The organism is Bacillus cabrialesii (genome assembly GCF_004124315.2).
GTDB classification, from domain to species: Bacteria; Bacillota; Bacilli; order Bacillales; family Bacillaceae; genus Bacillus; species Bacillus cabrialesii.
In genome coordinates this window covers 3,638,987-3,663,421 of record NZ_CP096889.1, presented here as the reverse complement: position 1 = coordinate 3,663,421, position 24,435 = coordinate 3,638,987, and the positions used below count along the sequence as shown (strand labels likewise).

At 44.4% G+C, this 24,435-nt stretch carries 28 protein-coding genes; 18 read left to right on the top strand and 10 right to left on the bottom strand.

The genetic code is table 11. The features are described 5' to 3' along the window. Positions 1-188 precede the first annotated feature (188 nt). Both fabZ and mscL read left to right on the top strand, forming a co-directional pair. Complete coding sequence (gene fabZ, locus EFK13_RS18685) at positions 189-614, top strand: 3-hydroxyacyl-ACP dehydratase FabZ (RefSeq protein WP_003235662.1); 426 nt, start codon at positions 189-191, stop codon at positions 612-614. Between the two features lie 72 nt (positions 615-686). Next, positions 687-1,079 carry a large conductance mechanosensitive channel protein MscL gene (gene mscL, locus EFK13_RS18680; RefSeq protein ID WP_129507358.1) on the top strand — a complete coding sequence of 131 codons (393 nt, stop codon included), beginning with the start codon at positions 687-689 and terminating at the stop codon, positions 1,077-1,079. Positions 1,080-1,112: 33 nt separating this feature from the next. Here mscL and blaOXA read toward each other — a convergent pair whose 3' ends face one another. Together blaOXA and EFK13_RS18670 are read right to left on the bottom strand one after the other, a co-directional pair. Next, complete coding sequence (gene blaOXA, locus EFK13_RS18675; RefSeq protein WP_129507359.1) at positions 1,113-1,916, bottom strand: class D beta-lactamase; 804 nt, start codon at positions 1,914-1,916, stop codon at positions 1,113-1,115. A 46-nt stretch (positions 1,917-1,962) separates the two neighbouring features. Continuing rightward, positions 1,963-2,373, bottom strand: a complete 411-nt coding sequence (locus tag EFK13_RS18670) for a YwpF-like family protein (protein WP_064816066.1) — start codon at positions 2,371-2,373, stop codon at positions 1,963-1,965. 176 nt (positions 2,374-2,549) lie between these two features. Between EFK13_RS18670 and ywpG the strand changes: the two genes are divergently transcribed. From ywpG to EFK13_RS18650, 4 genes are all read left to right on the top strand, one after another. After that, positions 2,550-2,933: a DynA interaction protein YwpG gene (ywpG, locus tag EFK13_RS18665; protein ID WP_129507360.1), complete on the top strand. Its 384-nt coding sequence runs from the start codon at positions 2,550-2,552 to the stop codon at positions 2,931-2,933. Positions 2,934-3,009: 76 nt separating this feature from the next. Then, positions 3,010-3,351, top strand: coding sequence for a single-stranded DNA-binding protein SsbB (gene ssbB, locus EFK13_RS18660; RefSeq protein ID WP_129507361.1), 342 nt, complete (start codon positions 3,010-3,012; stop codon positions 3,349-3,351). Positions 3,352-3,576: 225 nt separating this feature from the next. Continuing rightward, complete coding sequence (glcR, locus tag EFK13_RS18655) at positions 3,577-4,353, top strand: transcriptional regulator GlcR (protein WP_129507362.1); 777 nt, start codon at positions 3,577-3,579, stop codon at positions 4,351-4,353. Positions 4,354-4,358: 5 nt separating this feature from the next. Next, entirely contained in the window at positions 4,359-5,216 is an 858-nt protein-coding gene (locus EFK13_RS18650) for a Cof-type HAD-IIB family hydrolase (protein WP_129507363.1), read from the top strand. Positions 5,217-5,345: 129 nt separating this feature from the next. On the opposite strand, the gene EFK13_RS18645 is transcribed toward EFK13_RS18650, so the two are convergent. Both EFK13_RS18645 and EFK13_RS18640 read right to left on the bottom strand, forming a co-directional pair. Continuing rightward, positions 5,346-8,114: a DEAD/DEAH box helicase gene (locus tag EFK13_RS18645; protein WP_129507364.1), complete on the bottom strand. Its 2,769-nt coding sequence runs from the start codon at positions 8,112-8,114 to the stop codon at positions 5,346-5,348. Next, positions 8,101-9,711 (bottom strand): SWIM zinc finger family protein, encoded by a 1,611-nt coding sequence (locus tag EFK13_RS18640; RefSeq protein WP_129507365.1) that lies wholly within the window; start codon positions 9,709-9,711, stop codon positions 8,101-8,103. The genes EFK13_RS18645 and EFK13_RS18640 overlap by 14 nt, the downstream gene beginning before the upstream one ends. A gap of 203 nt (positions 9,712-9,914) precedes the next feature. Between EFK13_RS18640 and EFK13_RS18635 the strand changes: the two genes are divergently transcribed. The 6 genes from EFK13_RS18635 (at position 9,915) to EFK13_RS18610 (ending at position 15,074) form a co-directional block, all read left to right on the top strand. Continuing rightward, positions 9,915-10,058 carry a YwzD family small protein gene (locus EFK13_RS18635; RefSeq protein WP_003221769.1) on the top strand — a complete coding sequence of 48 codons (144 nt, stop codon included), beginning with the start codon at positions 9,915-9,917 and terminating at the stop codon, positions 10,056-10,058. 235 nt (positions 10,059-10,293) lie between these two features. Further along, on the top strand, positions 10,294-11,040 hold the full coding sequence (tkmA, locus tag EFK13_RS18630) for a protein-tyrosine kinase activator TkmA (protein ID WP_129507366.1): 747 nt from the start codon (positions 10,294-10,296) through the stop codon (positions 11,038-11,040). Continuing rightward, entirely contained in the window at positions 11,030-11,746 is a 717-nt protein-coding gene (locus tag EFK13_RS18625; protein WP_248894255.1) for a CpsD/CapB family tyrosine-protein kinase, read from the top strand. Before tkmA ends, EFK13_RS18625 begins: the two co-directional genes overlap by 11 nt. Positions 11,747-11,795: 49 nt before the next feature. Then, entirely contained in the window at positions 11,796-12,560 is a 765-nt protein-coding gene (locus tag EFK13_RS18620; RefSeq protein WP_129507373.1) for a tyrosine-protein phosphatase, read from the top strand. A gap of 195 nt (positions 12,561-12,755) precedes the next feature. After that, positions 12,756-14,078: a UDP-glucose 6-dehydrogenase UglF gene (uglF, locus tag EFK13_RS18615; protein ID WP_129507374.1), complete on the top strand. Its 1,323-nt coding sequence runs from the start codon at positions 12,756-12,758 to the stop codon at positions 14,076-14,078. A 210-nt stretch (positions 14,079-14,288) separates the two neighbouring features. Continuing rightward, positions 14,289-15,074, top strand: a complete 786-nt coding sequence (locus EFK13_RS18610; protein ID WP_129507375.1) for a YwqG family protein — start codon at positions 14,289-14,291, stop codon at positions 15,072-15,074. On the opposite strand, the gene EFK13_RS21305 is transcribed toward EFK13_RS18610, so the two are convergent. Then, complete coding sequence (locus EFK13_RS21305; protein WP_213401183.1) at positions 15,071-15,310, bottom strand: DUF2651 family protein; 240 nt, start codon at positions 15,308-15,310, stop codon at positions 15,071-15,073. The two genes, EFK13_RS18610 and EFK13_RS21305, sit on opposite strands and share 4 nt — an antisense overlap. 339 nt (positions 15,311-15,649) lie before the next feature. Here EFK13_RS21305 and EFK13_RS18600 point away from each other — a divergent pair, with 339 nt between their 5' ends. From EFK13_RS18600 to EFK13_RS18580, 5 genes are all read left to right on the top strand, one after another. Beyond that, the gene (locus EFK13_RS18600) at positions 15,650-16,072 is read left to right on the top strand and encodes a YwqH-like family protein (protein ID WP_075748671.1); all 423 of its coding nucleotides are present in this window, start codon (positions 15,650-15,652) and stop codon (positions 16,070-16,072) included. A 9-nt stretch (positions 16,073-16,081) separates the two neighbouring features. Then, positions 16,082-16,342 carry a YwqI/YxiC family protein gene (locus tag EFK13_RS18595; RefSeq protein WP_129507376.1) on the top strand — a complete coding sequence of 87 codons (261 nt, stop codon included), beginning with the start codon at positions 16,082-16,084 and terminating at the stop codon, positions 16,340-16,342. 18 nt (positions 16,343-16,360) lie between these two features. Then, positions 16,361-18,157 (top strand): T7SS effector LXG polymorphic toxin, encoded by a 1,797-nt coding sequence (locus EFK13_RS18590; protein WP_129507377.1) that lies wholly within the window; start codon positions 16,361-16,363, stop codon positions 18,155-18,157. Next, a complete protein-coding gene (locus EFK13_RS18585) occupies positions 18,147-18,623 on the top strand; it encodes a toxin-antitoxin system YwqK family antitoxin (protein WP_129507378.1) in 477 nt (158 codons plus the stop codon). The genes EFK13_RS18590 and EFK13_RS18585 overlap by 11 nt, the downstream gene beginning before the upstream one ends. A 393-nt stretch (positions 18,624-19,016) precedes the next feature. Further along, on the top strand, positions 19,017-19,733 hold the full coding sequence (locus EFK13_RS18580) for an endonuclease V (RefSeq protein ID WP_129507379.1): 717 nt from the start codon (positions 19,017-19,019) through the stop codon (positions 19,731-19,733). A gap of 133 nt (positions 19,734-19,866) precedes the next feature. On the opposite strand, the gene chrA is transcribed toward EFK13_RS18580, so the two are convergent. From chrA to chrS, 3 genes are read right to left on the bottom strand one after another with little or no spacing between them, the layout of a single operon-like run. Then, positions 19,867-20,403, bottom strand: a complete 537-nt coding sequence (gene chrA / locus EFK13_RS18575) for a chromate efflux transporter ChrA (RefSeq protein ID WP_129507380.1) — start codon at positions 20,401-20,403, stop codon at positions 19,867-19,869. Beyond that, the gene (gene chrB / locus EFK13_RS18570) at positions 20,400-20,993 is read right to left on the bottom strand and encodes a chromate efflux transporter subunit ChrB (protein WP_129507381.1); all 594 of its coding nucleotides are present in this window, start codon (positions 20,991-20,993) and stop codon (positions 20,400-20,402) included. The genes chrA and chrB overlap by 4 nt, the downstream gene beginning before the upstream one ends. A gap of 13 nt (positions 20,994-21,006) precedes the next feature. Further along, positions 21,007-21,483: a chromate efflux transcriptional regulator ChrS gene (gene chrS / locus EFK13_RS18565; RefSeq protein WP_003235604.1), complete on the bottom strand. Its 477-nt coding sequence runs from the start codon at positions 21,481-21,483 to the stop codon at positions 21,007-21,009. A 213-nt stretch (positions 21,484-21,696) separates the two neighbouring features. Between chrS and ggt the strand changes: the two genes are divergently transcribed. Then, positions 21,697-23,274, top strand: a complete 1,578-nt coding sequence (gene ggt / locus EFK13_RS18560; protein ID WP_129507382.1) for a gamma-glutamyltransferase — start codon at positions 21,697-21,699, stop codon at positions 23,272-23,274. A gap of 4 nt (positions 23,275-23,278) precedes the next feature. On the opposite strand, the gene EFK13_RS18555 is transcribed toward ggt, so the two are convergent. Further along, a complete protein-coding gene (locus EFK13_RS18555; protein WP_129507383.1) occupies positions 23,279-23,614 on the bottom strand; it encodes a DUF4181 domain-containing protein in 336 nt (111 codons plus the stop codon). Between the two features lie 157 nt (positions 23,615-23,771). Continuing rightward, positions 23,772-24,389, bottom strand: coding sequence for a flavin reductase family protein (locus EFK13_RS18550; protein WP_129507384.1), 618 nt, complete (start codon positions 24,387-24,389; stop codon positions 23,772-23,774). Between the last annotated feature and the right edge of the window lie 46 nt (positions 24,390-24,435).

Sequence of the window (24,435 nt, the reverse complement as noted above, 5' to 3'; positions counted from 1 at the left end):
CCTACCTCTTTGCTATTGGTAAAATCTATAATTATCATATCATAAGTTTTGACGGCTCTCATTGACAGTTGGTTACAATTTATCGCGGTTGAAAAAGAGATTAATTCATAATATACTTTTCAGATGTACAGATTTGATCTTTGATGATTGCTATACATACTAATGCAGATGAAGGAGATGTCAAGAGAATGCTTGATACTCAGCAAATTAAAGAAATTATTCCTCACCGTTATCCGTTTTTGCTTGTAGACCGGATTACGGAAGTTGAAGAAGGTAAACGGGCAAAAGGCTATAAAAATGTAACTGCAAATGAAGAGTTCTTTAACGGACATTTTCCTCAGTATCCGGTCATGCCCGGCGTATTAATTGTAGAAGCGCTTGCTCAAGTCGGGGCTGTTGCGATGCTGATTAAAGAAGAAAACCGCGGCAGACTGGCGTTCTTTGCGGGCATTGATAATTGCCGGTTTAAAAAACAAGTCAAGCCTGGTGACCAGCTTCATCTTGAGGTTGAAATCACTCGTGCGCGCGGCACAATCGGTCGCGGAAAAGGCGTTGCCACAGTTGATGGCGAGGTCGTTTGCGAAGTCGAACTGACTTTTGCTCTCGGAGAATAAATACAAAAAGGCAGGTGGGCAGCGGCACATTTGCCTTTTTTCCGTTCAAAACATGAAAAAGCAGGTGATTGTATGTGGAAAGAATTTAAGGCCTTTGCCATGCGCGGGAACATCGTTGACCTCGCAATCGGTGTCGTGATAGGCGGCGCATTCGGCAAGATCGTCACATCACTGGTCAATGATATTATTATGCCTTTGGTGGGCTTGCTCCTGGGCGGGCTTGATTTTTCAGGCCTGTCGTTTACGTTTGGCGATGCTGTAGTGAAGTATGGCAGCTTTATACAGACGATTGTGAATTTCTTAATCATATCGTTCTCCATTTTTATCGCCATTCGGACTTTAAATGGGTTAAGGCGCAAAAAAGAAGCAGAAGAAGAGGCGGCGGAGGAAGCACCGGATGCGCAAGAGGAGCTGCTGAAGGAAATCAGAGATCTGCTGAAGCAGCAAACAAAGTCGCCGGAATAAAGAAAACCGCCGTTCTGAAACGGCGGTCTTTTTTTAATGCAGAACATACTTCTTCAACATGTCCATTGTGATGCTTTTCGCTTCTGTTCCGGTTCCGTCAATGTTTGTCACGAAACTGTACGCACCGTGCTCGGTTTTGACGAAGCCTGCATACCAGCCGATACCTGAGCCAGAACCAGTTTTCCCATAAAGCGTATAGTGATCTTCATCTTCTTGAATCATCATTCGTTTTACCGTCTTCATGACGCTTTTATCAAATGGGAGTTTTTCTTTATATAACGATTCCATAAAATCGGTTTGTTCTAACGGAGAAATTTTGAGAGTGCTGCTTAGCCAGAATTGATCAATACCGCCGCTGATGTCTTGGTTGCCGTAACCTATTTTTTCAACCCATTCCTTCATTCGCTTTTCTCCGATGTCACGGGCCATTGCTTGGTAATACCAAACAACGGAGTATCTCATGGCAGAGCCAAGCGTGTGGTCTTGATTCCAAACGTCGAGTTCCCGTTTCATGCCGTCCCAGTATTTAATGTCATATTCATCTGTAACAGCGCCTGTTTGTAATCCGATAAGCGCATTAGGAACTTTAAACGTCGACTGCGGCGCAAATCTTTGTTTTGCGCGCTTGCCGTTGTAGACGAATGTTTTTTCGTTTTTTAGATCCCGCAATATAAAAGTGCCGTCGTGATCTGTGACAAACTCATCAGCCTTAAGCTTTTTCGTATTTACGTTTTTTTCTGCAGCTTCAGCTTCTGCAGGTGTCTGTAAACTTGATGTCATGAGGAGAGCCGCTCCGATAAGTGATAAAAAGACCGCTTGCATCTTTCGCTTGCTCAATAACTTCACCTCAGCATCTGAAGAGGGGACATGTCCCTCTCATTTTTTATATGTTTTGCTTAAACGCCTCAATCAGTTTTGTTCCTGTATAGCCCTCTTTTACAAGGGACTCTAGAATGGTTTCAGTGCCTTGCTGCTTTCTTGTGACCATTTGTCCGTAGAGTAAAACCTGTATGCTTTCTTCCAGCTTGACGATGTTTTTCACTGCCGCTGTCAGTTGGGCGGGGCGATTGCTTTTTTTCGTGATCGTTACAAATACTTTGGCTTCCGTTTGGCTGTTTTGAAGCTGTTCAAAAAAAGACAGGTGCTCTTTCGCTACAAGCGCTTCAATCAGCCAGTGATTTTCACCGTCTTCTTTATTTATAATCAGTCCGTCAATAAGGGGAAACCGTTCAATTGATTTTTCTTCCTTGTCCACTCGTTCCACATTCAGGTCAACCAGTTTAAAGGTTTTCATTTCTTTTCTCACCCCGATTACTTCCAAAGATTTCTTGCCTTTCATTATAACATAAACGTTTTAGGGGCAAAAATACTGCACTGCCGTGGATAAATCATTTTGTGTTGACAAAAGATTTAATAATTTCTATTTTTTCATTATACTGTAACTGACTATGGATTACGGAGAGATGTGGTATGAATCAATTTCGTTTAAAAGAAATTTATATTGACGGCACTCCTTCTGAAAACTGCTTGATTCAAAAGGAAGTAACATATATGTTAAGCCGTAAAGAAGTGTTTGAGGTCCATCTGAACAAAAAAGGAAGGATAAGTTTTTTATACGAAACACAAGATGGCATGGAGCAGTATAAAATCAAGCTGTCAATGCCGGAGAAAAAACTGAGCTTTCAGTGGTTTGCATGGGATGGTTCTTCCTATGTGTGTATGAATACGCAAAATTGGCTGACAAAGCAAATCTTTTTCCGGTTTTTAAAAAGTACATATTTCTTTAAAGGGAAAAAACAAAAGATGTTTTTAGCTGAAGGAAAAATGAAAACGAAAGATATAAACAGAGGCTGAAAGCCATTTTTAAGCGTTTTTCTTTTCTCATTGCATCATCTACAATACATATAACCGCAAGGAGAGGAGGAATCGCATGTTCAATCAGGTCATGCTTGTCGGACGACTTACAAAAGATCCTGAGCTTCGCTACACTTCCGCCGGTGCGGCAGTCGCACACGTTACACTCGCGGTAAACCGCAGCTTCAAAAACGCTTCAGGTGAAATCGAGGCCGATTACGTTAATTGCACGCTTTGGAGAAAAACAGCTGAGAACACGGCGCTGTATTGCCAAAAAGGTTCTCTCGTCGGTGTAAGCGGACGGATTCAGACACGAAGCTATGAAAACGCAGAAGGCGTTAACGTCTTTGTAACGGAAGTGCTGGCTGACACTGTTCGTTTTATGGACCCTAAACCGCGGGAAAAAGCTGCCGATTGACATTCCCCTGATCCTCCCGTTTTTTATCCATTCACGATTATTCGGATCTCCGCATCACCCCCTCAAAATTGACCAGTCGACTAGGCTGGTTCTTTCTTTTTGCATTATTTAGAATATATTGGTTCTTATGATGCATTTTTACTTAAAAACACTTAATAGTGTTGAATTGAATTAAATTAAAACTTATAATTACTTAAAGATGAAAGAAAGAAAAGGAATGAGGGCGTGTACCAAGAAGAAAGATTAGTCGCGATTTTAGATTTTTTAAAACAGCATAACCGAATTACAACGGAGCAGATCTGTACACTCCTTCAGGTATCAAGGGATACAGCGAGACGGGACCTTGTGAAGCTGGAAGAACAGAATGCCATCATCCGCACAAGAGGCGGTGCGATTTTGCCGACTGTGCATCAGAAAATTCAAAGTTACTCCGGCCGCCTGAAAACAGTGTCTGAGGAAAAAAACAAGATCGGCAAGCTTGCCGCATCGCTTATTCATGATGGTAACCGGGTGATTCTAGACGCTTCCACAACCGTTCAGGCATGTGCAAAGCATTTGACAGCAGATGATTGTACGGTGATTACCAACTCGATTAATCTCGCGGAAGTGCTGTCCGATAAAGAGGGAATTGAAATCTATCTGCTCGGAGGCAAGCTGGAAAAGGAGCACCGCTTTCTGTACGGCGCCTCTGTGATTGAAAAGCTCTCAAGCTACCACGTCGATAAAGCGCTGATTGGTGTGGTCGGCATTTCCGAGCATGGCATTACAATTGCGCATGAAGAAGATGGCATGGTGAAGCGAAAAATGATTCAGCAGGCAAAGCAGGTGATCGCGCTTGCGGATCATTCGAAACTCGGAAGCACCAGTTTTTATCAGTATGCGGAGCTGAGTGAAATCGATCTCTTGATCACAGACAGGCTGCCGAATCAGGCGTTTTGTGACTTACTTGACCGTAACGGGGTGGAACTTCTGGTGACAGAGCAGGATGAAGGAAAGGGCTGACAAACGTGAAATTAATTGCGATTGACTTAGATGGAACCTTACTCAACAGCAAGCATCAGGTAAGCTTGGAAAATGAAAACGCGCTGCGGCAGGCGCAGCTTGACGGCATTGAAGTAGTAGTGTCAACCGGGCGCGCTTATTTTGACGTGGAATCGATCTTTGAGCCGCTCGGGATGAAAACATGGGTCATCAGCGCAAACGGCGCCGTTATTCACGATCCTGACGGCAGGCTTTATCATCAAGAAACCATTGAGAAACAACGGGCGTATGATATTCTCTCATGGCTTGAATCGGAAAACTATTACTACGAGGTATTCACGGATTCAGCTATTTATACGCCGCAAAACGGCAGAGAGCTTCTTGAAATTGAACTGGACCGATTCAGAAGCGCGAACCCGGAAGCGGATCTTCCCGTCCTTAAGCAGGCGGCCGAGGTGCAATACAGCCAATCCGGCTTCGCTTACATTGACTCGTATCAAGAGCTGTTTGAGTCTGACCGGCCGATTGATTTTTATAATATTCTCGGTTTTTCTTTCTTCAAAGAGAAGCTTGAGGCCGGCTGGAACAGATATGAGCATGATGAAGATTTGACGCTTGTCAGTTCGGCTGAGCACAACTTTGAGCTTTCTGCCCGCAAGGCCTCAAAGGGGCAGGCGCTAGAGAGGCTTGCGGCACGGCTGAATATTCCGCTCGAAGAAACCGCGGCTGTAGGTGACAGCTTAAATGACAAATCAATGCTGGAGTCTGCGGGAAAAGGGGTAGCGATGGGCAATGCGCGGGAAGATATCAAAGCGATGGCCGACGCTGTAACCTTGACCAATGACGAACACGGCGTCGCACATATGATTAAGAATTTGCTGTAGGTTTATATACAGCACCAAAAGTGCATCCTGTTGATAACCGGCGTAACGGATTCTTTGGGCATTCGGCGTGACGGCTATGAACGGAAAAAAAGCTGGCTCTTTCAGGAGCCAGCTTTTTTATAGTTATCATCATCGCGCTGAGGCGCTCAATGTAAACAATTCTTCGAGTTCCTGTGTGGAAAGCTCGGTAATCCAGTTTTCACTTTGGATAATTTGATCATTCAGGGTTTGCTTCGATTCAAGCATGACATCAATTTTTTCTTCGATTGTTCCTGTCGTAATCATTTTATGAACGTGGACAAAACGCTCCTGGCCAATGCGATATGCCCGGTCAGTGGCCTGGTTTTCAACGGCCGGGTTCCACCACCTGTCATAATGGATGACGTGATTGGCGGCGGTCAAATTAAGTCCGGTGCCTCCGGCTTTGAGTGAAAGAATGAGTGTCGGGTATTCTTTTTTCTGGAATTTCTCAACGAGTGAATCCCGCTCTTGCTTGGAGAGACTCCCGTTTAAAAACTGCACAGGTTCACCGAACGTTTTTTCAAGCAGCCGCTTCATCATGTTCCCCATCTGAATGTATTGCGTGAAAATGAGGCAGCTTTCGTTTTGGGCGCGGATCGCTGTCATGAGCTCCAGCAATTTTTCGAGCTTGACTGATCTGCCGGCCAGCAGCTCGGTTTGCTCCTCTTTTAAATAGAGCGCGGGATGATCGCATATTTGCTTGAGCCGTCCGAGCATGCTGAGAATCAGCGCTTTTCGCTGCATGCCGGTCAGTGATGTCATATGGTCAAACGTGTCTTTGACAAGCTGCTCATAAAGTGACGCCTGTTCGGCTGACAGCGGGATAAATTCTTTTTCTTCCAGCTTCTCAGGAAGATTCAGTGCGACCTCCTCATCCCGTTTCGTCCGCCGCAGAAGGAACGGCCGGATTAACTGCTGAAGCTGTCCGATTCTCTTTTCGTCCCGGTCTTTCTCGATCGGCAGCACATAGCGTTTGTGGAAGCCCGTCAAACTGCCGAGGTAGCCTTTATTCATGAAGTCAAAAATCGACCACAGCTCAGTCAAACGGTTTTCCATCGGCGTCCCGCTCAGCGCGATATGGTGAAGTCCTTTCAGCTTTCTGATTGCGCGTGATTGCTTCGTATGCGCGTTTTTAATATTTTGCGCTTCATCGAGGCAGATCGTGCTCCATGTCACAGAAGACAGCTCTTCCGAATCGGCATGCGACAATCCGTATGAAGTGAGCACCACGTCTGCGTTTTCGTAATGCGCTGTGAAATCATCATCCTTTGGACGGCGCGGCCCATAATGCAGCGCGACAGAAAGCTCAGGAGCAAAGGTTTGAAGCTCCCGCTGCCAGTTGCCGAGTACGGATGTCGGCGCGATAATCAAATTCGGCGTTTTTTGCCGGCCGCTTTCCTTCACGTGCAGGAAATAAGCGATCATTTGAATCGTTTTTCCAAGACCCATATCATCAGCCAGACAGGCGCCAAAACCGCTTTCACGCAGAAACAGCAGCCAGTTCATGCCGTATTTCTGATAGGGGCGGAGCGTTCCTTGGAAAGAAGGGCTGACTTCGTGCTCCGGCAGATTTTCCGCGGCCGTAAGCTTCCGAATCAGTGACCTGAGCTGTTTGGACAGATCAAATTGAATGCCGGCAAAAGCTGATGTATCGATCAGATCTGCATCCTCAAACCCGCCTTCCCCCTGGTCCATTAGTTCGCGCGCCAAAATATCAGACATGTGGAGTCCTTCCGATTCCGCTTTTTCCATCAGCCGTTTCATCTGTTTGATAAACTGCGGATCAATTTTTACCCATTGCCCGCGGATATTCACGAGGCGCCTGTTGCTGGCGACCAGCTCATTAAATTCAGCCTCAGTCAGCTCTATTCCATTTGTCGCAAACCGCCAGTTGAAATCAAGCAGCGCATTCATGCCGACAAATGATTCGCCGCGCGGGGAGGATGACACCTTTGCCTTCAGCATCATATTGCTTTCTCTGACAATCTGCCACCAGGACGGCAGTAGAATTTCAACGCCCATATCGACAAGCATTTCACTCGCTTCTGACAGGAAGATCCAGGCTTCTTCCTCTGAGATCAGCGTTGTTCCGGAATCAAATGACAGCCACGGCACCGTTCTGTGAAAACGGTCCTGCTCACGCGCGATTTTATCGCTGTGCGCCTGCCACGATTTTTTAAGGCTCTTCAGCCCGTCAAAGAATTCTACAGCGCCGCTCTTTTTATCGCGTAGAAACATTTCGATTTTCCAATCGTCTCCGTCAAAATCCGGCTCATTTAAGCGCAGGCCGACTGTAAACGGAGATTGATTATCAATCCAGCCGATCCCTTCGAGAAAATCCTCTTCATCGAGAAAATGTCCGCGGAATGTCGTGACCGCAGGCGATTTTTCCTTGATGTGTTCCCATTTCTCCCGCAGGTCATCGTCGTATTGGATATAATCCTGCACGGCAGCGGAAAACCAATCCGCAGTAAAGCCTTCCAGTATATGGTCGCGGTCCTTCCAGCGAAAAACACCGTTCGTCCATGCTTCATAATCAGGCAGAAAATCGCCGTCTGCGATAAATTCATAGATGGTCGAAGCCGCTTCAATCAGCGGCTCCGTTTCTTCTGTAAGCTGAACGGAGCTGAATGAGTTGAACGAGTTTTTGCCGAGAAGCTCTACAGTCATCCATGGAGAAAGCAAAACAGCGGTTGTCCCGATGAAGCTGACATCCTCAAGAAAGGTTCCGTAAAATGAGGATTCGTGCCATTGAAATAAATGCTTTTTCATATGGCTGTAGGGGAGAGGCTGCTCATTCTCATCAAAGGCTGAGAGTGTAAATGATCCATCTTCCATTTGTTCAACGTGGATGAGAATTTCTTTAAGACTCGCCATCAATCAACTTTCCTTTCTGCAGTTCTTCTTGAAGTGCGCGCAGGCGCTTATAATGCGAGCTCAGCTGCTGAATATACCGCTCCCACACCTTCAGTTTCTTCGCTTTTCTGTACAGGGTGCGCAGTTTTTTCAAATATCGGGCGGCTTCCTTGTACGAGCTGCGGTTCTTCTGGTCGATGAAAAAGGCCACTTCTCTGTGGTATGCAGGGATAAGCGCTTCAGGGTCGCTCGCTGCAATTTCCTTCACCATCATTTTATCCATTTCATAGATGGAGAAGCCGACAAGGCTGTGAATCTCGATCCACTCGGCATATCGTTTTTTCTCATATAAATGATGGCTGTATTCTGTGAACGTATACGGCAGACAGCCCGCGGCATAGCGTTCAAACAGTGCTTGGTCATTGGTTTGCTTCACATAGGCATTCAGCAGCAGGAACAGCTCTCCGATCACGTCGCGAATCTCTTTAAACGGCTTATCCAGCTTCGCATAACCCATCGCAATCGGTTCAATCCGCTGATACCATGTTTTCAGCCGTTTCCAATCCTTCTTGGCAGTGATTTCACTCAGCCACTGAAACGTATACGGCAGCGCTTCCGGCGGGAATTGATCAGCTTCCGCAAAAATAACGTCATCATTTTTCTGCAGGAATTCCAAATGCAGACGGCCGAATTGCAATTCTGGAGAAAAACGCCGTCCGGCTTCTTTTTTTAGTATCTCTCGTTCGCGCGCCACCCATTTTGGCCGCGACAGCAGCGCGCTCCAAATCTCACCGAAGATGCGGATCCGTTCATATTGAAAAAGATCCTCTTTCAACAGCAACTGCCGGATAACATCCGGTGTTTTTTCCAAAAATGGATCAAGCGCAAAAGACAGCGCGTATGTTTTCAATTTATCAATAGAGCTGTAGATTGTATCCATCAGCTGTTCAACATACGGATTGAGGGAATAAAAGTCTTGCTCGGGGTTCAGCTTGCCCGCTTCAATCAATGTGAACATGCGAAGCCAAACCGCAACCGCGGAATGAATCTGGTACAGGCTTTTCAGCTCCGGCTTGTTCGGCGTGTGTTTTTTTAAAGCGGACAGGTAGCCGTAATAGAGGCCCTGCATGTTTTGGCTGCCTTCCGGCGTGCGCGCCTGCCAGAGAGAAAACTCTGCATCAAAAAAAGCGAGCCAGCTTGAAAGCGATTCTTCATTAGGCAGCACTTTTTCCTGGAATTGGCGGCGGACGAGCTCTTTGCTTTCCTCAAGCTTTTCCCTTTCCAGCCAATACTCTGTAAAAGTACCCACTCGCTCGAACATTGCATATACATATAAAAAAACAGCCAGCATATGGCGGCAGATTCTTCCGGACGGACACGAACAGCCGCTTTTGACTATGACAAACAAGTTCAATGTGACCCGCACAGGCACAACATCCTGCACGTAAGCCGTAACTTCCGTCGGACTCACTGCTTGTAAACGATAGACTGAATCCTGCCGATATAAAATAAGGGCTTTTTTGATCAGCTGAACATTTTCCTCATTGTAAGGAAGAAGTTCTTTCAACTGTTCAGCAGATGCCAGCACATCGTCTTTGGAAATCATATTCTGAAGCATGATTATCGCTCCTAACCGAGTCACGTAATAAAAAGATCCAATTTCTCTATTATATCGCAACACATCCGCCTGAAAAAGTTTTTCCTAAAAAAGGACATAAAAAATGGGATGTGTCGAATGATGTATTAGAGATTGCAAATTGATAACCGGCATCATATAATAATCGTGTTTTCAACTTAATGGAAGCTGAAAGGAACAAAAAGATGAGTGAAAAGAAATTGAATCAAGAGGAATTTCTGAAAATTTTGATGCATGCACATGAAATTGGTGAGCGGTCATCTGAGATGACGACGAAGGAAATGCTTGAAAATTTGATTTCTCATATTAAAAATGGATATGCAACATAAAAATCCCGCACGCCTTTTGCGGGATTTTTTTTATGTGAGATGACGTGACTGCCTGAATAGGAGAAAAAGAGGCAGCTGTGTTAAGACAGTAAATGTAGCGCTTACATATAGTATCACACCGCGGGGGTTTGTAAAAAAAATGTCGGATAATGTCACGAGAAAAGCTGGAGAAATGCGGTTTCTACGTTGTATAATCGTAAATGGAAAAGGATGTTATAAGAGATTTGGAGGTATCATGGGAGAATCTACTAGCTTAAAAGAGATATTATCAACGTTAACAAAACGCATGCTTTTGATTATGATTGTAACCGCAGCTGCCACTGCTGCCGGCGGACTTATCAGTTTCTTCGCACTTACACCCACCTACGAAAATTCAACTCAGATTCTGGTCAATCAATCAAAAAACGACAGAAAAGAAGTCCAATTTAACGATGTCCAAACCAATCTTCAGTTAATCAATACGTACAACGTCATCATTAAGAGCCCCGCCATCTTAGACGAAGTCATTAAAGAAATGGGCCTGTCGATGACATCGCAGGAGCTGAATGACAAAATTACCGTATCCAGCGAACAGGACTCCCAAGTGGTCAACATATCAGTCAGGGATGAAAACGCGGAAACAGCGGCTCGTATTGCCAATACCATCGCATCGGTCTTTCAAGACAAAATCACATCCATTATGAATGTTGACAATGTCAGCATTCTGTCTAAAGCCGAGGTATCAGAACATCCGTCACCTGTATCGCCAAAGCCGCTCCTTAACATCGCCATCGCGTTTGCGGCCGGATTGGCGGGAAGCATCGGACTGGCCTTCTTGCTTGAGCATTTGGATAATACGATCAAATCGGAAGAGCAGCTCGAATCCTTGCTGGACATCCCGGTTTTAGGGACGGTTTCCACGATAGCGAATGAGCAGAAAGCAGGAAAGAGCTTACAAGGTATCCAATCTGAAAAAGCGGGGAGTGGACATTTTGGCGTTTAGAAAAAGCAGAGACCCTTGGATGCGCAGGAATGTCATTGCGATGACAGAGCCGAAATCCTTGAACTCTGAACAATATCGGACGATTCGTACGAATATAGAATTTGCTTCGGTGGACCGCAAGATGCAATCTGTGATGATCACATCGGCCTGTCCCGGAGAAGGAAAATCAACGACGGCCGCCAATTTGGCTGTCGTATTTGCACAGCAGGGAAAGAAAGTGCTCTTGATTGATGCTGATTTGCGAAAACCAACCGTACATACGGCCTTTCATCTTGAAAATATGGCTGGCTTAACATCTGTTTTATTAAAGAAACGCTCACTGAAGCAGGCTGTACAAGCCTCGAATGAAAAACATCTTGACGTGCTGACGAGCGGCCCGATCCCGCCGAATCCGGCTGAGCTTCTCTCCTCGAAGCGGATGAAGGTTTTTTTTTTCAAGCAGAAGACGGCATACGAGATGGTCATTTTTGATACGCCGCCTATTCTGGCCGTAGCGGACGCGCAGATTTTAGGCAGCGTGGCAGACGGTTCTGTTTTGGTTATTTCAAGCGGGAAAACAGAAAAAGAACAAGCCGCAAAAGCGAAAGAGGCGCTTGAATCGTGCAATAGCAAGCTCCTTGGGGCGATTATGAACGGCAAAAAGCTCTCGAAGCACTCTGAATACGGATACTACGGAAACAAGGACAATTTCATACAAAATAAATAACGTGCATCTTGCCCGTTATTTATTTTTGCGAAAAAAGGGAGGCTAAGACATGATAGATATTCACTGTCACATTCTTCCGGCGATGGATGACGGGGCAAGCGATTCTGCCGACAGTATAGAAATGGCAAGAGCCGCTGTCCGTCAGGGAATCCGGACAATTATTGCAACACCACATCATAAGAACGGTGTGTATGAAAACGAGCCGGGCCCAGTCAGAGAAGCGGCAGATCAGTTAAACAAACGTTTAATTAAAGAAAACATCCCGTTAACCGTGCTTCCGGGTCAGGAAATCAGAATCTACGGCGACTTGGAACGGGACCTTTCTGAACAGCAGCTGCTCTCGCTGAATGATACGAAATACATCCTGATTGAATTTCCGTTTGATCAGGTTCCCCGATATGCGGAGCCGCTTTTTTATGATTTGCAGCTGAAAGGATATATACCGGTTATTGCCCATCCTGAACGCAACAGGGAAATACGCGAAAACCCGTCCTTGCTGTATCATCTTGTGGAAAAAGGTGCGGCAACTCAGATTACTGCTGGAAGTCTTGCGGGGACTTTCGGAAAACAGATGAAAGCATTTTCTCTCCGGCTGGCTGAAGCCAATTTGATTCATTTCGTAGCCTCAGATGCCCATAACCTGAAAACGAGAAATTTTCACACTCAAGAGGCCCTTTCTGTTCTTGAGAAAGAATTCGGAACGGATTTACCTTATATGCTGACGGAAAACGCCGAGCTTCTCCTGCAAAACCAGACGATCTTTAGACAGCCTCCGCAGCCGCTCAAAAGAAGAAAATTATTTGGGTTCTTTTAAACAGCCGGTTCTCATTTCACCACTTTCTTTATGAGAGCGATATAATAGTATATTGTATGATTGAATCACATTTCAGAAATCTGTACAGGCTGTACCCGACAGGCTACGCGGGAGATCATCCGCATTCATGATAGGATGTTCTCATACGATAATATGAAAGCTGCAATGCAGCAATTTAACTGTTGGAGGGAAACAATGAATATAACAGTCATCGGAACAGGCTATGTCGGTCTTGTGACAGGTGTTTCTCTTTCTGAGATTGAACATCATGTAACCTGCATTGATATTGACGCTCACAAGATTGATGAGATGAAAAAGGGCATTTCCCCCATATTTGAACCGGGTCTTGAAGAGCTGATGAGAAAAAATACAGCTGATGGACGGCTGAACTTTGAAACGAGCTATGAGAAAGGCTTGGCACAGGCAGACATTATTTTTATAGCGGTCGGCACACCTCAGAAAAGCGACGGGCACGCGAATCTGGCGCATATTACAGATGCGGCCAAACGCATCGCCCGCCATGTCAAAAGGGATGCCATCGTGGTAACGAAAAGCACAGTGCCCGTCGGGACAAACGATTTGATTGCTGGACTGATCACTGAACATCTAGCGGAGCCTGTCAGTATTTCGGTCGCATCCAATCCGGAATTTTTACGTGAAGGGTCGGCGATCTATGACACGTTTCATGGTGACAGGATCGTGATCGGAACAGCGGATCAGAAAACAGCCAAGACGCTTGAGGCGCTTTTCAGCCCGTTTCAAATCCCGATTTATCAAACGGATATCAGAAGCGCCGAGATGATCAAATATGCCTCGAATGCTTTTCTGGCCACTAAGATCAGTTTTATAAATGAAATATCGAATATATGTGAAAAGGTCGGAGCCGATATTGAAGCAGTCGCGTACGGCATGGGGCAGGATAAGCGGATCGGGAGCCAGTTTTTAAAAGCGGGCATAGGCTACGGCGGCTCTTGTTTTCCGAAGGACACAAACGCCCTCGTGCAAATTGCCGGCAATGTCGAGCATGATTTTGAACTGCTGAAATCGGTCATCAAGGTCAACAACAATCAGCAGGCGATGCTGGTTGATAAAGCGCTGAACAGGCTCGGCGGGGTGACGGGAAAAACGGTTGCTCTTTTAGGGCTGTCATTTAAACCGAATACGGATGATATGAGGGAAGCGCCGTCGATTGTCATTGCGGACCGTCTCGCTGCGCTCGACGCCCATATTAGAGCCTACGATCCCATTGCCGCCGACCATGCGAAGCATGTTCTGCCAGAAGCTGTTGAATATAAAGAGACGATTGAGGAAGCTGTCAAAGGGTCTGACGCCGTCATGATTTTAACCGACTGGCCGGACATTAAACAATTTCCGTTAGCGGCCTATCAAAACTTGATGGAAACGCCGCTCATATTTGATGGCAGAAACTGCTACACATTGGATGAAGCGTCCGCGGCAGGAGTGGAGTATTATTCCGTGGGACGGAAGGCGGTTGTTCCGTCTGGTGCAATTCATTAGATATAAAAGAAAGACTGGCTGCGCGCCAGTCTTTTTTTCGTCTATTGCGGGAGGCTGAATACATTTGCTACTATTTAACTATTGTTTATAAGAGTATACAGAATTAGGGCTTCTTAAACAATCGTTTGAAAACATTAGAAGAAACGAAGAAAACCAGAAAATAAAATTTTCCAAAAAACAATTGGAGATGCGGAAAAGGAGAGTCATCTGATGAATCACCTGCCAGAAAAAATGAGACCGTACTGCGACTTGCTGGAGAAATCAGCGAAAGAATACGTGAAATTGAATGTCCGAAAAGGGAAAACAGGACGATATGACAGCAAAATTGCCGGTGATCCCTATTTTCCCAAGCATGAAACATATCCGACTGACGAAAATGGACAGCCAATGAAGCTTCTGGCGCAGATTAATTTCTCGCAAATTCCCCAGCTTGACGGCTATCCTTCTTCGGGTATCCTCCAGTTCTACATTTCTGTTCATGATGACGTCTATGGATTGAATTTCGACGATCAATGTGAACAAAAGAATTTCAGAGTGATCTATTTTGACAATATCATAGAAAACGAAGACGAGCTTGTTTCTGATTTTTCATTTATCGCAACAGACGAATGTGATTTTCCAATTTTATCAGAAGCAGCAGTCGAGCCTGTGAAATCTGCGGAATGGGTGCTGCCTACAGATTTTCAATTTGAGCAATATACGGGCATGGAAACAATGGAATTCTTTGATCAGTTCGGCGAGGATGAAGAAGACATTTATAATGAATTGGCTGAAAACGGCTTCGGCCATAAAATCGGCGGATACGCTTCTTTTCCCCAGCATGATCCGCGGGAATATGCGTATAAAGAACACACCATCATGCTTTTACAAATTGATTCAGACGATGATATCGATTCAATGTGGGGAGACGTCGGCATCGCCAATTTTTTCATCACACCTGACGATTTAAGGAAAAAAGACTTTTCAAACGTTCTGTACAACTGGGACTGCAGCTAATACAAGCTTTTGATCCAAAGGGTCACTCCTGATGCCAATAGGGTCAGAAGCGGAAATAATATAAGCCAAATGACAAAATCAGACGCGGCCGAATCGATGAAGAACATAAACATGAACAATAAGCTCAGCACCGTAAGAGGCATTGACCAAAGACCGTGTTTTTGAAACAGCAATGTGCCCGCAATACCGAAAACAAAGAAGGACAGAAAAGGAAAGACAACAAAAAATAACATCATCGGACTGAAAAAACTCATCATCATCACCCAGCTTCATTTTACATTAATTACCACAAGAGGAGAAGAGGCAGATCAACAACATCTATCTCTTTCAAGTGCCTTTTTAACTATGACTTTAGGTGTTTTCATTTTGTAAAACGTTTTCGTTATCTGTATAACGAACAAAAACAAGATCATAGACCTACATATCGAGAGCGTTATATGCCGAAATTAAGACGTTTACCCTATTTAAGCCGCCTTCTGGCTATTTTAAAATATAATATATGGAAATAAAGTATGGAAAAGTCTATCTTCATCAGCCCCTCCATACGACTTTTTGAGTATTAAGAGGTGATTCAGATGGGTTATGAAAGTATGCTGGCGGATATCAAAAGTTCGCTCAACGGAAAAATTTCCGACGTGGAAGACAAGATCGAAAAGCTGAAAAAAGCAAAAAAGGACATAGACACACTGCAAGAAGAGGCAATCACTGAAATCAAAGAAATTGTGAAACCGGAATTGGGCAAGCATTGGACGGGAACAAAAGCCGATGATTTCGACAAGGGAAGAGAAGAGGCGAAATCGGAAGCATCTAAGATTGTGAATGATAAATATAACGAGTATATGGCTTCGATTAACGGTAAAATTATTGATCTTGAAGTGGATAAAGCCCAATATGCATCGGAATTGTTCATAGCAAATGGTGCAGCAAATCTTCTTGAAAAGGGAGAAGATTTCGTGGAAGAAGTCGGAAATACAATTAGTAAACTAAAATGGTGGTGATCTTTTTTTATGTCAGAAATTAAGCTGAAGTACGACACAGTCATCAAAACATTAGATTCTGTCAAAGATGCGCTTGCTGACGTATCAATCGGCGCCGCGGGATCCAATGGAAAAAACAAACTCGATTATACGAAAAAATACCATGAGCGTGAGGAGAACATCAAAAGCATGCTCGGAGACTATAAAAAAGCGGTACAGAAAAATATCGAGGATACAAAGGATAACGTAGATTCACTCAAAGAGCAGGACGAGGCGATAGCGGTAAAATAGAATAGAAAGGGCAGTGCGATGAGCAAAGTATTTGAATCTAAATCTTTAATCGAAGAAGCGAAGAGCAGAAAAAAGCAATACGAGACGCTTGAGGAGCAGCTGAACACGCTGAAAAAAGCGTTTCAGGAAGTGGCGGATTTAGGCGACAATTTTAAAGGAAAAGGCGCGGACAATATTAAAGATTTTTTTCAGGGACAGGCAGAAATCGTTGAAAGCTGGCTGACGCTTGTCTCTGCTCAAATTGCGTTTTTAAATGGCATTTCGGGAGATATTAAAGATCAAGAACTCAGTGATTCATATGTGGAGACTTCATTTTTGGATCATGAGCTGCCCAACGGAGACTTGAAAGCCTCAGAGATTGTCTCCGCTCATAAAGAAGAAATCGATTCTATTTTGTCAGGCATCAGCGATATTATTGATCTTGACATGTACACGCTTGACGACTATGCAGATAAGATGGGCGATGCCCAAAAAATCAGACGTGACACGATCACAGCAGTGGATAAGCTCGATGAATCCTTGACCACTGAATATCAAAACTTAGAATCTCTGGACAACGCAGTGCTCAGCAAATATTCTGTTCTCATGCAGGCCACCAGCAACGGAAAAAGCGCATCCCCTATGTACTATGACAAAAAAGCCTTCCACAGCAATGAGGTCTACAAAAGCGTCATTGAAGTAGAAAATCAAGGAACAACCTATATCGATGCAAAAACCCAGCAAGCAGAAGCAAGACGGCTTCAGGAAAAAGCCGAGGAAGAAGCAAACAAACCATGGTACGAAAAAACATGGGATGGAGTTTGCAACTTTACTGGAGAAGTCACTGGCTATTATGATTATAAAAGAGCAACCGAAGGCGTTGATCCGGTTACCGGAGAAAAACTCTCCACCGCAGAACGTGTGACAGCAGGAGCTATGGCCGCAGCCGGATTCATACCAGTCGTCGGCTGGGCAGGCCGCGCCTTCAAAGGCGGAAAAGCCATCTACAAAACCGGAAAAACCGTCATTGCCGCAGAACACGCATTAGATGCCTACAAAACTGGAAAATCCTTAGACATTCTCAAAATGACAGAAATGGGCGCATACGGCCTTGTTGCGTCAAACGGATTCTCAGAAGCCGTGACAGGCAGGGATATGTTTGGAAACAAAGTGTCTGAGGAGAAGCGGAAAACGGGTGCGCTGGAAGCGGCATTGAGTTTGGTTGGAATTAGTTCAGCTAGATATGTCGATAAATTGCAAAGAGCTAATGCTCCATATAATAATGTATCAATACCTAAGTCTAATAAGGTGGATATTTCTCAAAAACCTAGTCGAATTGATTACTTGAGAAATAAATATGGTGAAATATCAAAAGAGGAACTTCACCAAAGAATTAATTTGAGAGGAGAAGTACATCAAGAACTAAATAAATTGATAAGCAAAGGAGTAGGTAAGAAGCAAAGAGGGCCTGCATTTGCTGGTGTTCTTGATAAGAAAACTGGTAAATACTTCTTTGGTATCAATGAATCTAAGGGTTACTCTCCTGAAGTACAACATGACATTATAAAAAATAGAATAAACAATATGCCACATGATTTAAAAACAGGTTATGAAAAAACTTTGGGTGCCGGATCTCATGCTGAAGTTTATGCTTTAAATGAGGCATTGTTGTCGAGGTCTGATGCGAAGCTAGAAGAATTTATGGTATATGTAATAAGTGCAAGGAAGATTAATAAATTCATGCCACAAGGATCCCCAATGCCAAGATGTCCCCACTGTGAATACATCACAGATGGAGCTCATTATATACCAGAGGTGCTTAAATATGGAAGGTAATAGTAAATATACAAAGGAATATGTTTTGAAAAATGGTGTAAACTTTGATGATTTGTGGTTTACTTCATATAGTGACGAGATTCTCGATAACCCGGAAGATGAAGATGGAAAGCCATTTACAGGATTGGCATTCGAACTGTTTGAAAACGGGAATCTAATGTATTTTTGTTTCTATAAAGATGGATTAGCTCATGGCTTAAATCGCGAGTTTTATAAAAGTGGAAAAATAAAATGTGAAGAGTACTTTAAATATGGATTAGTTAATGGAAAAAGTATCTATTGGCATGAAAATGGAAATGTTAAATCAACAAGTGAAGTTGAGTTATCAGTCAAATTGAACTATAAAGAATGGGACGAAAATGGAAAACTTATAATTGAAAAAGAATTAGAACATGATATAGAAAATGCGCAATATGTCACTTTATTAAAAAGAAGAGAGATAAATCGTAACTTAGGTAGGGAATAATAACATTAAATAATGAGATCTGTTTGAAGTTTAGAATATGTAAGGAATGATAGGGTGTTTTGTCTGAAGATGTTTTTGTAATTACATTGAGTTCAAGAACATAGATATCGTCATAACGTAATGTCTTTCAAAATTTTTCATGTAAAACTTGCGACATAGTTCGCAAGTTTTTTATTTAATAAATTTACTTTGGTGACTCATTTAATAAAAATCAAGAGATACTAAATGGCTGTGTTGATTTTTTGGTGCGGAAGTTATCATTCTTTTGAAAAGGCATATGTACCAGACAGTCAGTATAACCCAACTTGAATGACAAATCAGTTCGCGATTATTCTGTATATTAATTACACTAAATTTGACTTAAAGTATTTAATAATGAAGGAGAGAGATTTAATGCATATAGAACAAATACACCATTTCAACCTAAATGAAAAAGAAGAATTTATAAAAACACAACAATCCCTTCAACCTAAAATCAATCTATCACCCACCATCCCCCTAAACTCCATCAACACCTGCGCAGGCGTCGATCTCGCCTATTGGGAGCAGAACGGAGAACCATACGGGGTGTGCAGTATCATCGTCATTGACGCTGATACAAAAGAAGTCATTGAAAAAGTGCACAGCATGGGGAAAATCAGCGTACCGTATGTTTCGGGTTTTCTTGCGTTTCGTGAGCTGCCGCTGATCATCGAAGCGGCCAAAAAGCTGGAGACGGAGCCCGATGTGTTTTTGTTTGATGGCAACGGGTATCTGCATTACAACCATATGGGTGTTGCCACCCATGCTGCTTTTTTTCTCGGTAAGCCGACAATTGGGATTGCGAAAACCTATCTCAAAATCAAAGGCTGTGATTTCGAGATGCCTGAAAATGAAGTCGGCGCTTATACCGATATTATTATTGACGGCGAGGTATATGGCCGGGCGCTGCGGACCCGGCGGGACGTGAAGCCTATCTTTTTGTCTTGCGGACATAACATTGATTTAGAAAGCAGCTATCAGATCACGATGAGCCTGATCAATCAAGAAAGCAGGCTGCCGATCCCTGTCCGCTTGGCCGACCTTGAAACGCATGTTTTGCGAACATTTTATCAGAAAAATCACGTGTAAAACTTGCAGGTCGTGAACTGCAAGTTTTTTCATTGACTTCTATATACAGGACAATCTGTGAGAATGAGAGGAACCATATACCAAACAGGATTTCTGGGCCAAAATAAAAAAGCACCTGTCAGGGTGCTTTTTTCTATAAATGAGGGATTACAATGCCGCCATACAAAAACGCCGCGATAATCAGGAATGCCGGATGCATTTTGAATTTTGTCATGGCAAGGAGGGAAATTCCCGCAATCACTAGTGATTGAATCCAGCCGATCGCTTTGATGCCGTCTGCGCCGATTTGCCAAGTCAGAATAAGCATCATGACCGCGATGACGGGCTGAACGGACAGTGTCATGCCTTTGATGACGGGTGATTGGCGGAAGCGCTGGATGATGCGCAGCAGGACGATCAAGGCGATCGCCGACGGGACGACGGTTGCGACCAGCGCAATCAGGAAGCCGGACCACCCGCCTGCGCTGTAGCCGACATACGCGGCGATTTTGGTTGCGATCGGGCCCGGCAATGCGTTCGCAAGGGCGAGCATGTTTGAAAATTGGTCGTTTGAGAGCCAGCTGTATCTGTTTACGACTTCCTCAAACATCAGCGGAATAGACGCTGGTCCGCCGCCATACCCGAGTAGGTTTGCGATAAAAAACGCCATAAATACATACATCATGATCATGAGGCTGACATTCCTTTATCTTTTGAATGTTTATTTGTCATTTTGTCCTTCAGTTTAAAATGAAACGCACCGTATGCTAAGAAAATGATAATGACAAGGCCGGGATTGATCTGTAACGTTTGCAGGCCGATAAAAGCGATGATAAAAAACAGGATGCCGGTGACCCAGCCGAAACCTTTAAGCGCTTTTTGGCCAAACTCGTACGCCATAATACCGAGCATTACCGCAATCACTGGTGTTACGGCACCAATCATGCCGGCAACAATTGCTGAATGGCTTAAGACATTTACAGCAGCAAACAAGCCCACCATCGCAAGACATGTAGGCAGAATATGGGCGAGAGTCGCCACGATTGCGCCTAACGTGCCTTTTAGCTTGAAGCCCAGATACGCAGCCATTTTTGTGGCAATCGGTCCGGGAAGCGCATTAGCGATCGCTAATATTTCTCCAAATTCATCATCGTCAATCCATTTGTATTTATGGACCGCTTCATGGCGGATCAGCGGAATCACAGAAGGACCGCCGCCAAACCCTAAAATGCCTGTGCGCACCATTGCGGCCGTCATATCCCGATAAGGATGGTTTTTCATTCGTTTCTCTCCTTTACAGCTTCATTCCCATACGGCTTTTGTATCGTTTGATCAGCATCTGGCAATCAACACTGACGACGCCTCGCAGCGGATACAGTCGTTTTGTTAAAAACTCTTCCATTTCTTGATCATTGGCAAAGATCCCATGCATATGCAGCTTGCTCGGACCCGTCATGTGATAGAGGCTGGTGACCGCGGGTTCTTCCTCAAGCTTAAGAGCGACCTCTTCTAAAAACTGCGGTTCGACCTCGACATTGAAAAACACGGACACGTGGATGCCGATTTTAGCGGGATTGATGACCGCAGTGAATTTTTCGATAACCCCAGCTTCGATTAATTGATTAATTCGAGCCTGGACAGCAACCCGTGACAAATCGACTCTTTTGCCAAGATCCGTATAAGATATCCTGCCTTCCTCGTGCAAAATGGTGAGAATTTGTTTGTCGATCTCATCTAGAACAAGGTTGGGGATTTGATATTCATGACTCAATTGCTTCACCTGCTTTCGTAGCCTTTTAGAGATTATTTTATCATAAAAATTACGTTTCGAAAGATAATTTTTATATTTGTTTTCAACATGAAAGAAATATTGTTTTTCTGTTTTCGAAAGGGATAAAGTTCGTCAGTTTTTCTGCCGCATCAGTAGATGTAGAAAATCAGGCTCCCTATACTGAAGAAAATCTCTTAAAAAAGGGGACTTGTGATGAACAAATCTGTCATCGGTACAAAGCAAATGGTCGTCAGTCCGCATTATCTTGCTTCTCAAGCTGGAAACCGCATACTGGACAAGGGAGGCAACGCGTTTGACGCCGCCGTTGCTGTGAGTGCTTGTCTGGCAGTTGTGTATCCGCATATGACGGGGCTTGGCGGGGATTCCTTTTGGCTGACCTTTCATCAGGAATCAAATGCGGTAAGAGTCTACAATGGCAGCGGCCGTTCAGGAAAACATATAACGAGAGATGTATATAAGGGAAAAAGCGCGATTCCGCTGCGGGGAATCGACAGTGCCATTACCGTGCCCGGGATGGTTGATAGCTGGGATGCGGTACTGAAGGAGTATGGGTGTATGTCTCTTAAAGACGTGTTGGAGCCTGCACGCGACTATGCCCAAAACGGTTTTCCAGTATCATCTGATCAGTGCCGCCACACAGAAAAGAATCTTGAACTGCTGGCCTCCACGCCTTACACGGCCGACATTTTCACGAGAAGCGGCCAAGCGCCTGTCCCGGGAGAGCGGTTTGTGCAAAAAGAGCTTGCAGAGAGCTTGAACATGATTGCTGAAAAAGGAAGAAGCACCTTCTATGAAGGAGATATTGCGCAGCGGATTGTCTCGTTTTTACAGCATAACGGCAGCTGTATGACACTTGATGATTTTAAAGCGCACCGGGGTGAGTGGGCGGAGCCTGTATCAAGTGATTACCGAGGATACAGTGTGTACCAGGCGCCGCCGAATTCTCAGGGTTTTACCGGTTTATTAACATTGAACATTCTGGAAAACTATGATTTCACCCAAATCGAACACGGTTCATTTGAGTATTATCATGTGCTTGTGGAGGCGTTGAAAAAGAGTTTCCTAGATCGGAATGCCGTCTTGACTGATCCGGCGTTTGCGGACATTCCGCTTGAAAGGCTTTTGGACAAAAAATACGCGAAACAATTGGCGGAAGAAATCGGCTATCTGGCAGAACCGGCAGAAAGCAGGCCAGTGGGAAGTGACACGGCATATGCGGCCGTTATCGATGCGGATGGCAACGCAGTGTCATTCATTCAAAGCCTGTACTTTGAATTTGGCTCGGCAGTCACTGCTGGTGATACAGGCATATTACTGCAAAACCGAGGGTCATTTTTCTCATTGAACCAAGATCATGTCAATACGCTTGAACCGAAAAAGCGCAGCTTCCATACGCTGATGCCGGCTATGGCCTGCAAAGACGGAAAACCGAAAATTCTGTACGGCACACAAGGCGGCGAGGGCCAGCCGCAGACCCAGACGGCCATTATTACCCGTATGCTGGACTATGGAATGCATCCACAGCAAGCAATCAGCGAACCGCGCTGGGTATGGGGCAGAACGTGGGGAGAGGATTATGAAGGTCTCAGAGTCGAGGGCAGATTCTCAGAGGAAACCATTGAAAAGCTGAAAGACAGCGGGCATCTCGTGGAGGTTGTCGGTGACTATGATCCGCTGATGGGGCATGCGGCCGCAATCAAAGTGGATGAGGAAGGCTTCCTCCAAGGCGGAGCCGACCCGCGGGGAGATGGAGCGGCTGTGGGGGTTTAAATAACTATAGGATACAAATATAAATCAAAAGCGCAAACATGAGGGAGACCTCTATGATGTGATACATATACTGCTTGTCTTCAGGCCTAAAATTCCATTCCATAAAAATACGCAGTGAGTCAATCACAATAAAAAATAAAGGAAGCAAATATTCAACCGGAAAAAAGGAGAGTGAAAACACAAATAAAATAAGTGAAATGATTTCGATCCATTTGTGTGTATTGCTGACATGCTTATATCGCCAGCCGGAATTATTAATACCGAATTTTTTCTTTATAAAAAATTGAGCGGCAGTGCTGATGGTAATAGCAATCAGCATTAAAATCCCAAAGCTTGTCATTCCAATCCCTTCTAATCAACCTTTTATACGAAGAAAAAGGAAAAATGTTTCATAAAATCCCCCCCGAAGCTTTCTCCGGGGGGGATTTTTTATAGGCAACGATTTGTAATCATAAGGTCTTTTTGACTAGTTTCTTCTATTTAAATAGTCCTTCTGTTCAGCTGGGACGAATCAGCGTGAACTCTTCGCCGAGCTTTGCATAGTGATTTCCTGCCAATCTTGATACAGGCTTTAATTCATCTGTCAACACATATCCTTTTTCTGCATCATACACCTTTTCATCGATGTGGAAGCAGACGACTCTGCCGATGAGCAGATCTGCTGTGGTCACGCCTTGGTCATTGTCGAACGTTATATGCCGCTCTAGTGTGCATTCAAACCGAATGCGGGCTTCCTTAATGCCGGGAACTGAAACAGACTTGCTTTCAACGGGATGAAGCGAGGTGTGTGTGAGCTCGCTTTCGCCCGGCCCTAAGCTCGCCGCCGTTTCATTGATGTCTTCAATGATGGCTTCATCACTGACATGAACGACAAATTCTCCGTTTTCCACTGCGTTTCGAGCAGTATCTTTTTGTCGTCCTTCGGCCCTGTTAACAGAAACACTGAGAAGCGGAGGATCTGAACTGACAACGTTATAAAAACTGAAAGGCGCGGCATTTACCGCTCCGTTTGAAGAAAGTGTTGTTACAAATGCAATGGGACGGGGGATGACAGCACCCGACAATAGCTTGTATGTGTCTTTGGCACTAAGCTGATCAGCTTGAAATATGTACATAGCAACAACCGCCTTTATCGTTAGGATAGCTTAATTATAACGAACT

Excerpts from the sequence above, each read along its gene's own strand:
- fabZ (WP_003235662.1), top strand. The coding sequence starts at position 189 with ATGCTTGATACTCAGCAAATTAAAGAAATTATTCCTCACCGTTATCCG.
- mscL (WP_129507358.1), top strand. The coding sequence starts at position 687 with ATGTGGAAAGAATTTAAGGCCTTTGCCATGCGCGGGAACATCGTTGAC.
- EFK13_RS18670 (WP_064816066.1), bottom strand. The coding sequence starts at position 2,373 with ATGAAAACCTTTAAACTGGTTGACCTGAATGTGGAACGAGTGGACAAG.
- ywpG (WP_129507360.1), top strand. The coding sequence starts at position 2,550 with ATGAATCAATTTCGTTTAAAAGAAATTTATATTGACGGCACTCCTTCT.
- ssbB (WP_129507361.1), top strand. The coding sequence starts at position 3,010 with ATGTTCAATCAGGTCATGCTTGTCGGACGACTTACAAAAGATCCTGAG.
- EFK13_RS18645 (WP_129507364.1), bottom strand. The coding sequence starts at position 8,114 with ATGGCGAGTCTTAAAGAAATTCTCATCCACGTTGAACAAATGGAAGAT.
- EFK13_RS18640 (WP_129507365.1), bottom strand. The coding sequence starts at position 9,711 with ATGCTTCAGAATATGATTTCCAAAGACGATGTGCTGGCATCTGCTGAA.
- EFK13_RS18635 (WP_003221769.1), top strand. The coding sequence starts at position 9,915 with ATGAGTGAAAAGAAATTGAATCAAGAGGAATTTCTGAAAATTTTGATG.
- tkmA (WP_129507366.1), top strand. The coding sequence starts at position 10,294 with ATGGGAGAATCTACTAGCTTAAAAGAGATATTATCAACGTTAACAAAA.
- EFK13_RS18620 (WP_129507373.1), top strand. The coding sequence starts at position 11,796 with ATGATAGATATTCACTGTCACATTCTTCCGGCGATGGATGACGGGGCA.
- uglF (WP_129507374.1), top strand. The coding sequence starts at position 12,756 with ATGAATATAACAGTCATCGGAACAGGCTATGTCGGTCTTGTGACAGGT.
- EFK13_RS18610 (WP_129507375.1), top strand. The coding sequence starts at position 14,289 with ATGAATCACCTGCCAGAAAAAATGAGACCGTACTGCGACTTGCTGGAG.
- EFK13_RS21305 (WP_213401183.1), bottom strand. The coding sequence starts at position 15,310 with ATGATGTTATTTTTTGTTGTCTTTCCTTTTCTGTCCTTCTTTGTTTTC.
- EFK13_RS18600 (WP_075748671.1), top strand. The coding sequence starts at position 15,650 with ATGGGTTATGAAAGTATGCTGGCGGATATCAAAAGTTCGCTCAACGGA.
- EFK13_RS18595 (WP_129507376.1), top strand. The coding sequence starts at position 16,082 with ATGTCAGAAATTAAGCTGAAGTACGACACAGTCATCAAAACATTAGAT.
- EFK13_RS18590 (WP_129507377.1), top strand. The coding sequence starts at position 16,361 with ATGAGCAAAGTATTTGAATCTAAATCTTTAATCGAAGAAGCGAAGAGC.
- EFK13_RS18585 (WP_129507378.1), top strand. The coding sequence starts at position 18,147 with ATGGAAGGTAATAGTAAATATACAAAGGAATATGTTTTGAAAAATGGT.
- EFK13_RS18580 (WP_129507379.1), top strand. The coding sequence starts at position 19,017 with ATGCATATAGAACAAATACACCATTTCAACCTAAATGAAAAAGAAGAA.
- chrA (WP_129507380.1), bottom strand. The coding sequence starts at position 20,403 with ATGATCATGATGTATGTATTTATGGCGTTTTTTATCGCAAACCTACTC.
- chrB (WP_129507381.1), bottom strand. The coding sequence starts at position 20,993 with ATGAAAAACCATCCTTATCGGGATATGACGGCCGCAATGGTGCGCACA.
- ggt (WP_129507382.1), top strand. The coding sequence starts at position 21,697 with ATGAACAAATCTGTCATCGGTACAAAGCAAATGGTCGTCAGTCCGCAT.
- EFK13_RS18555 (WP_129507383.1), bottom strand. The coding sequence starts at position 23,614 with ATGACAAGCTTTGGGATTTTAATGCTGATTGCTATTACCATCAGCACT.
- EFK13_RS18550 (WP_129507384.1), bottom strand. The coding sequence starts at position 24,389 with ATGTACATATTTCAAGCTGATCAGCTTAGTGCCAAAGACACATACAAG.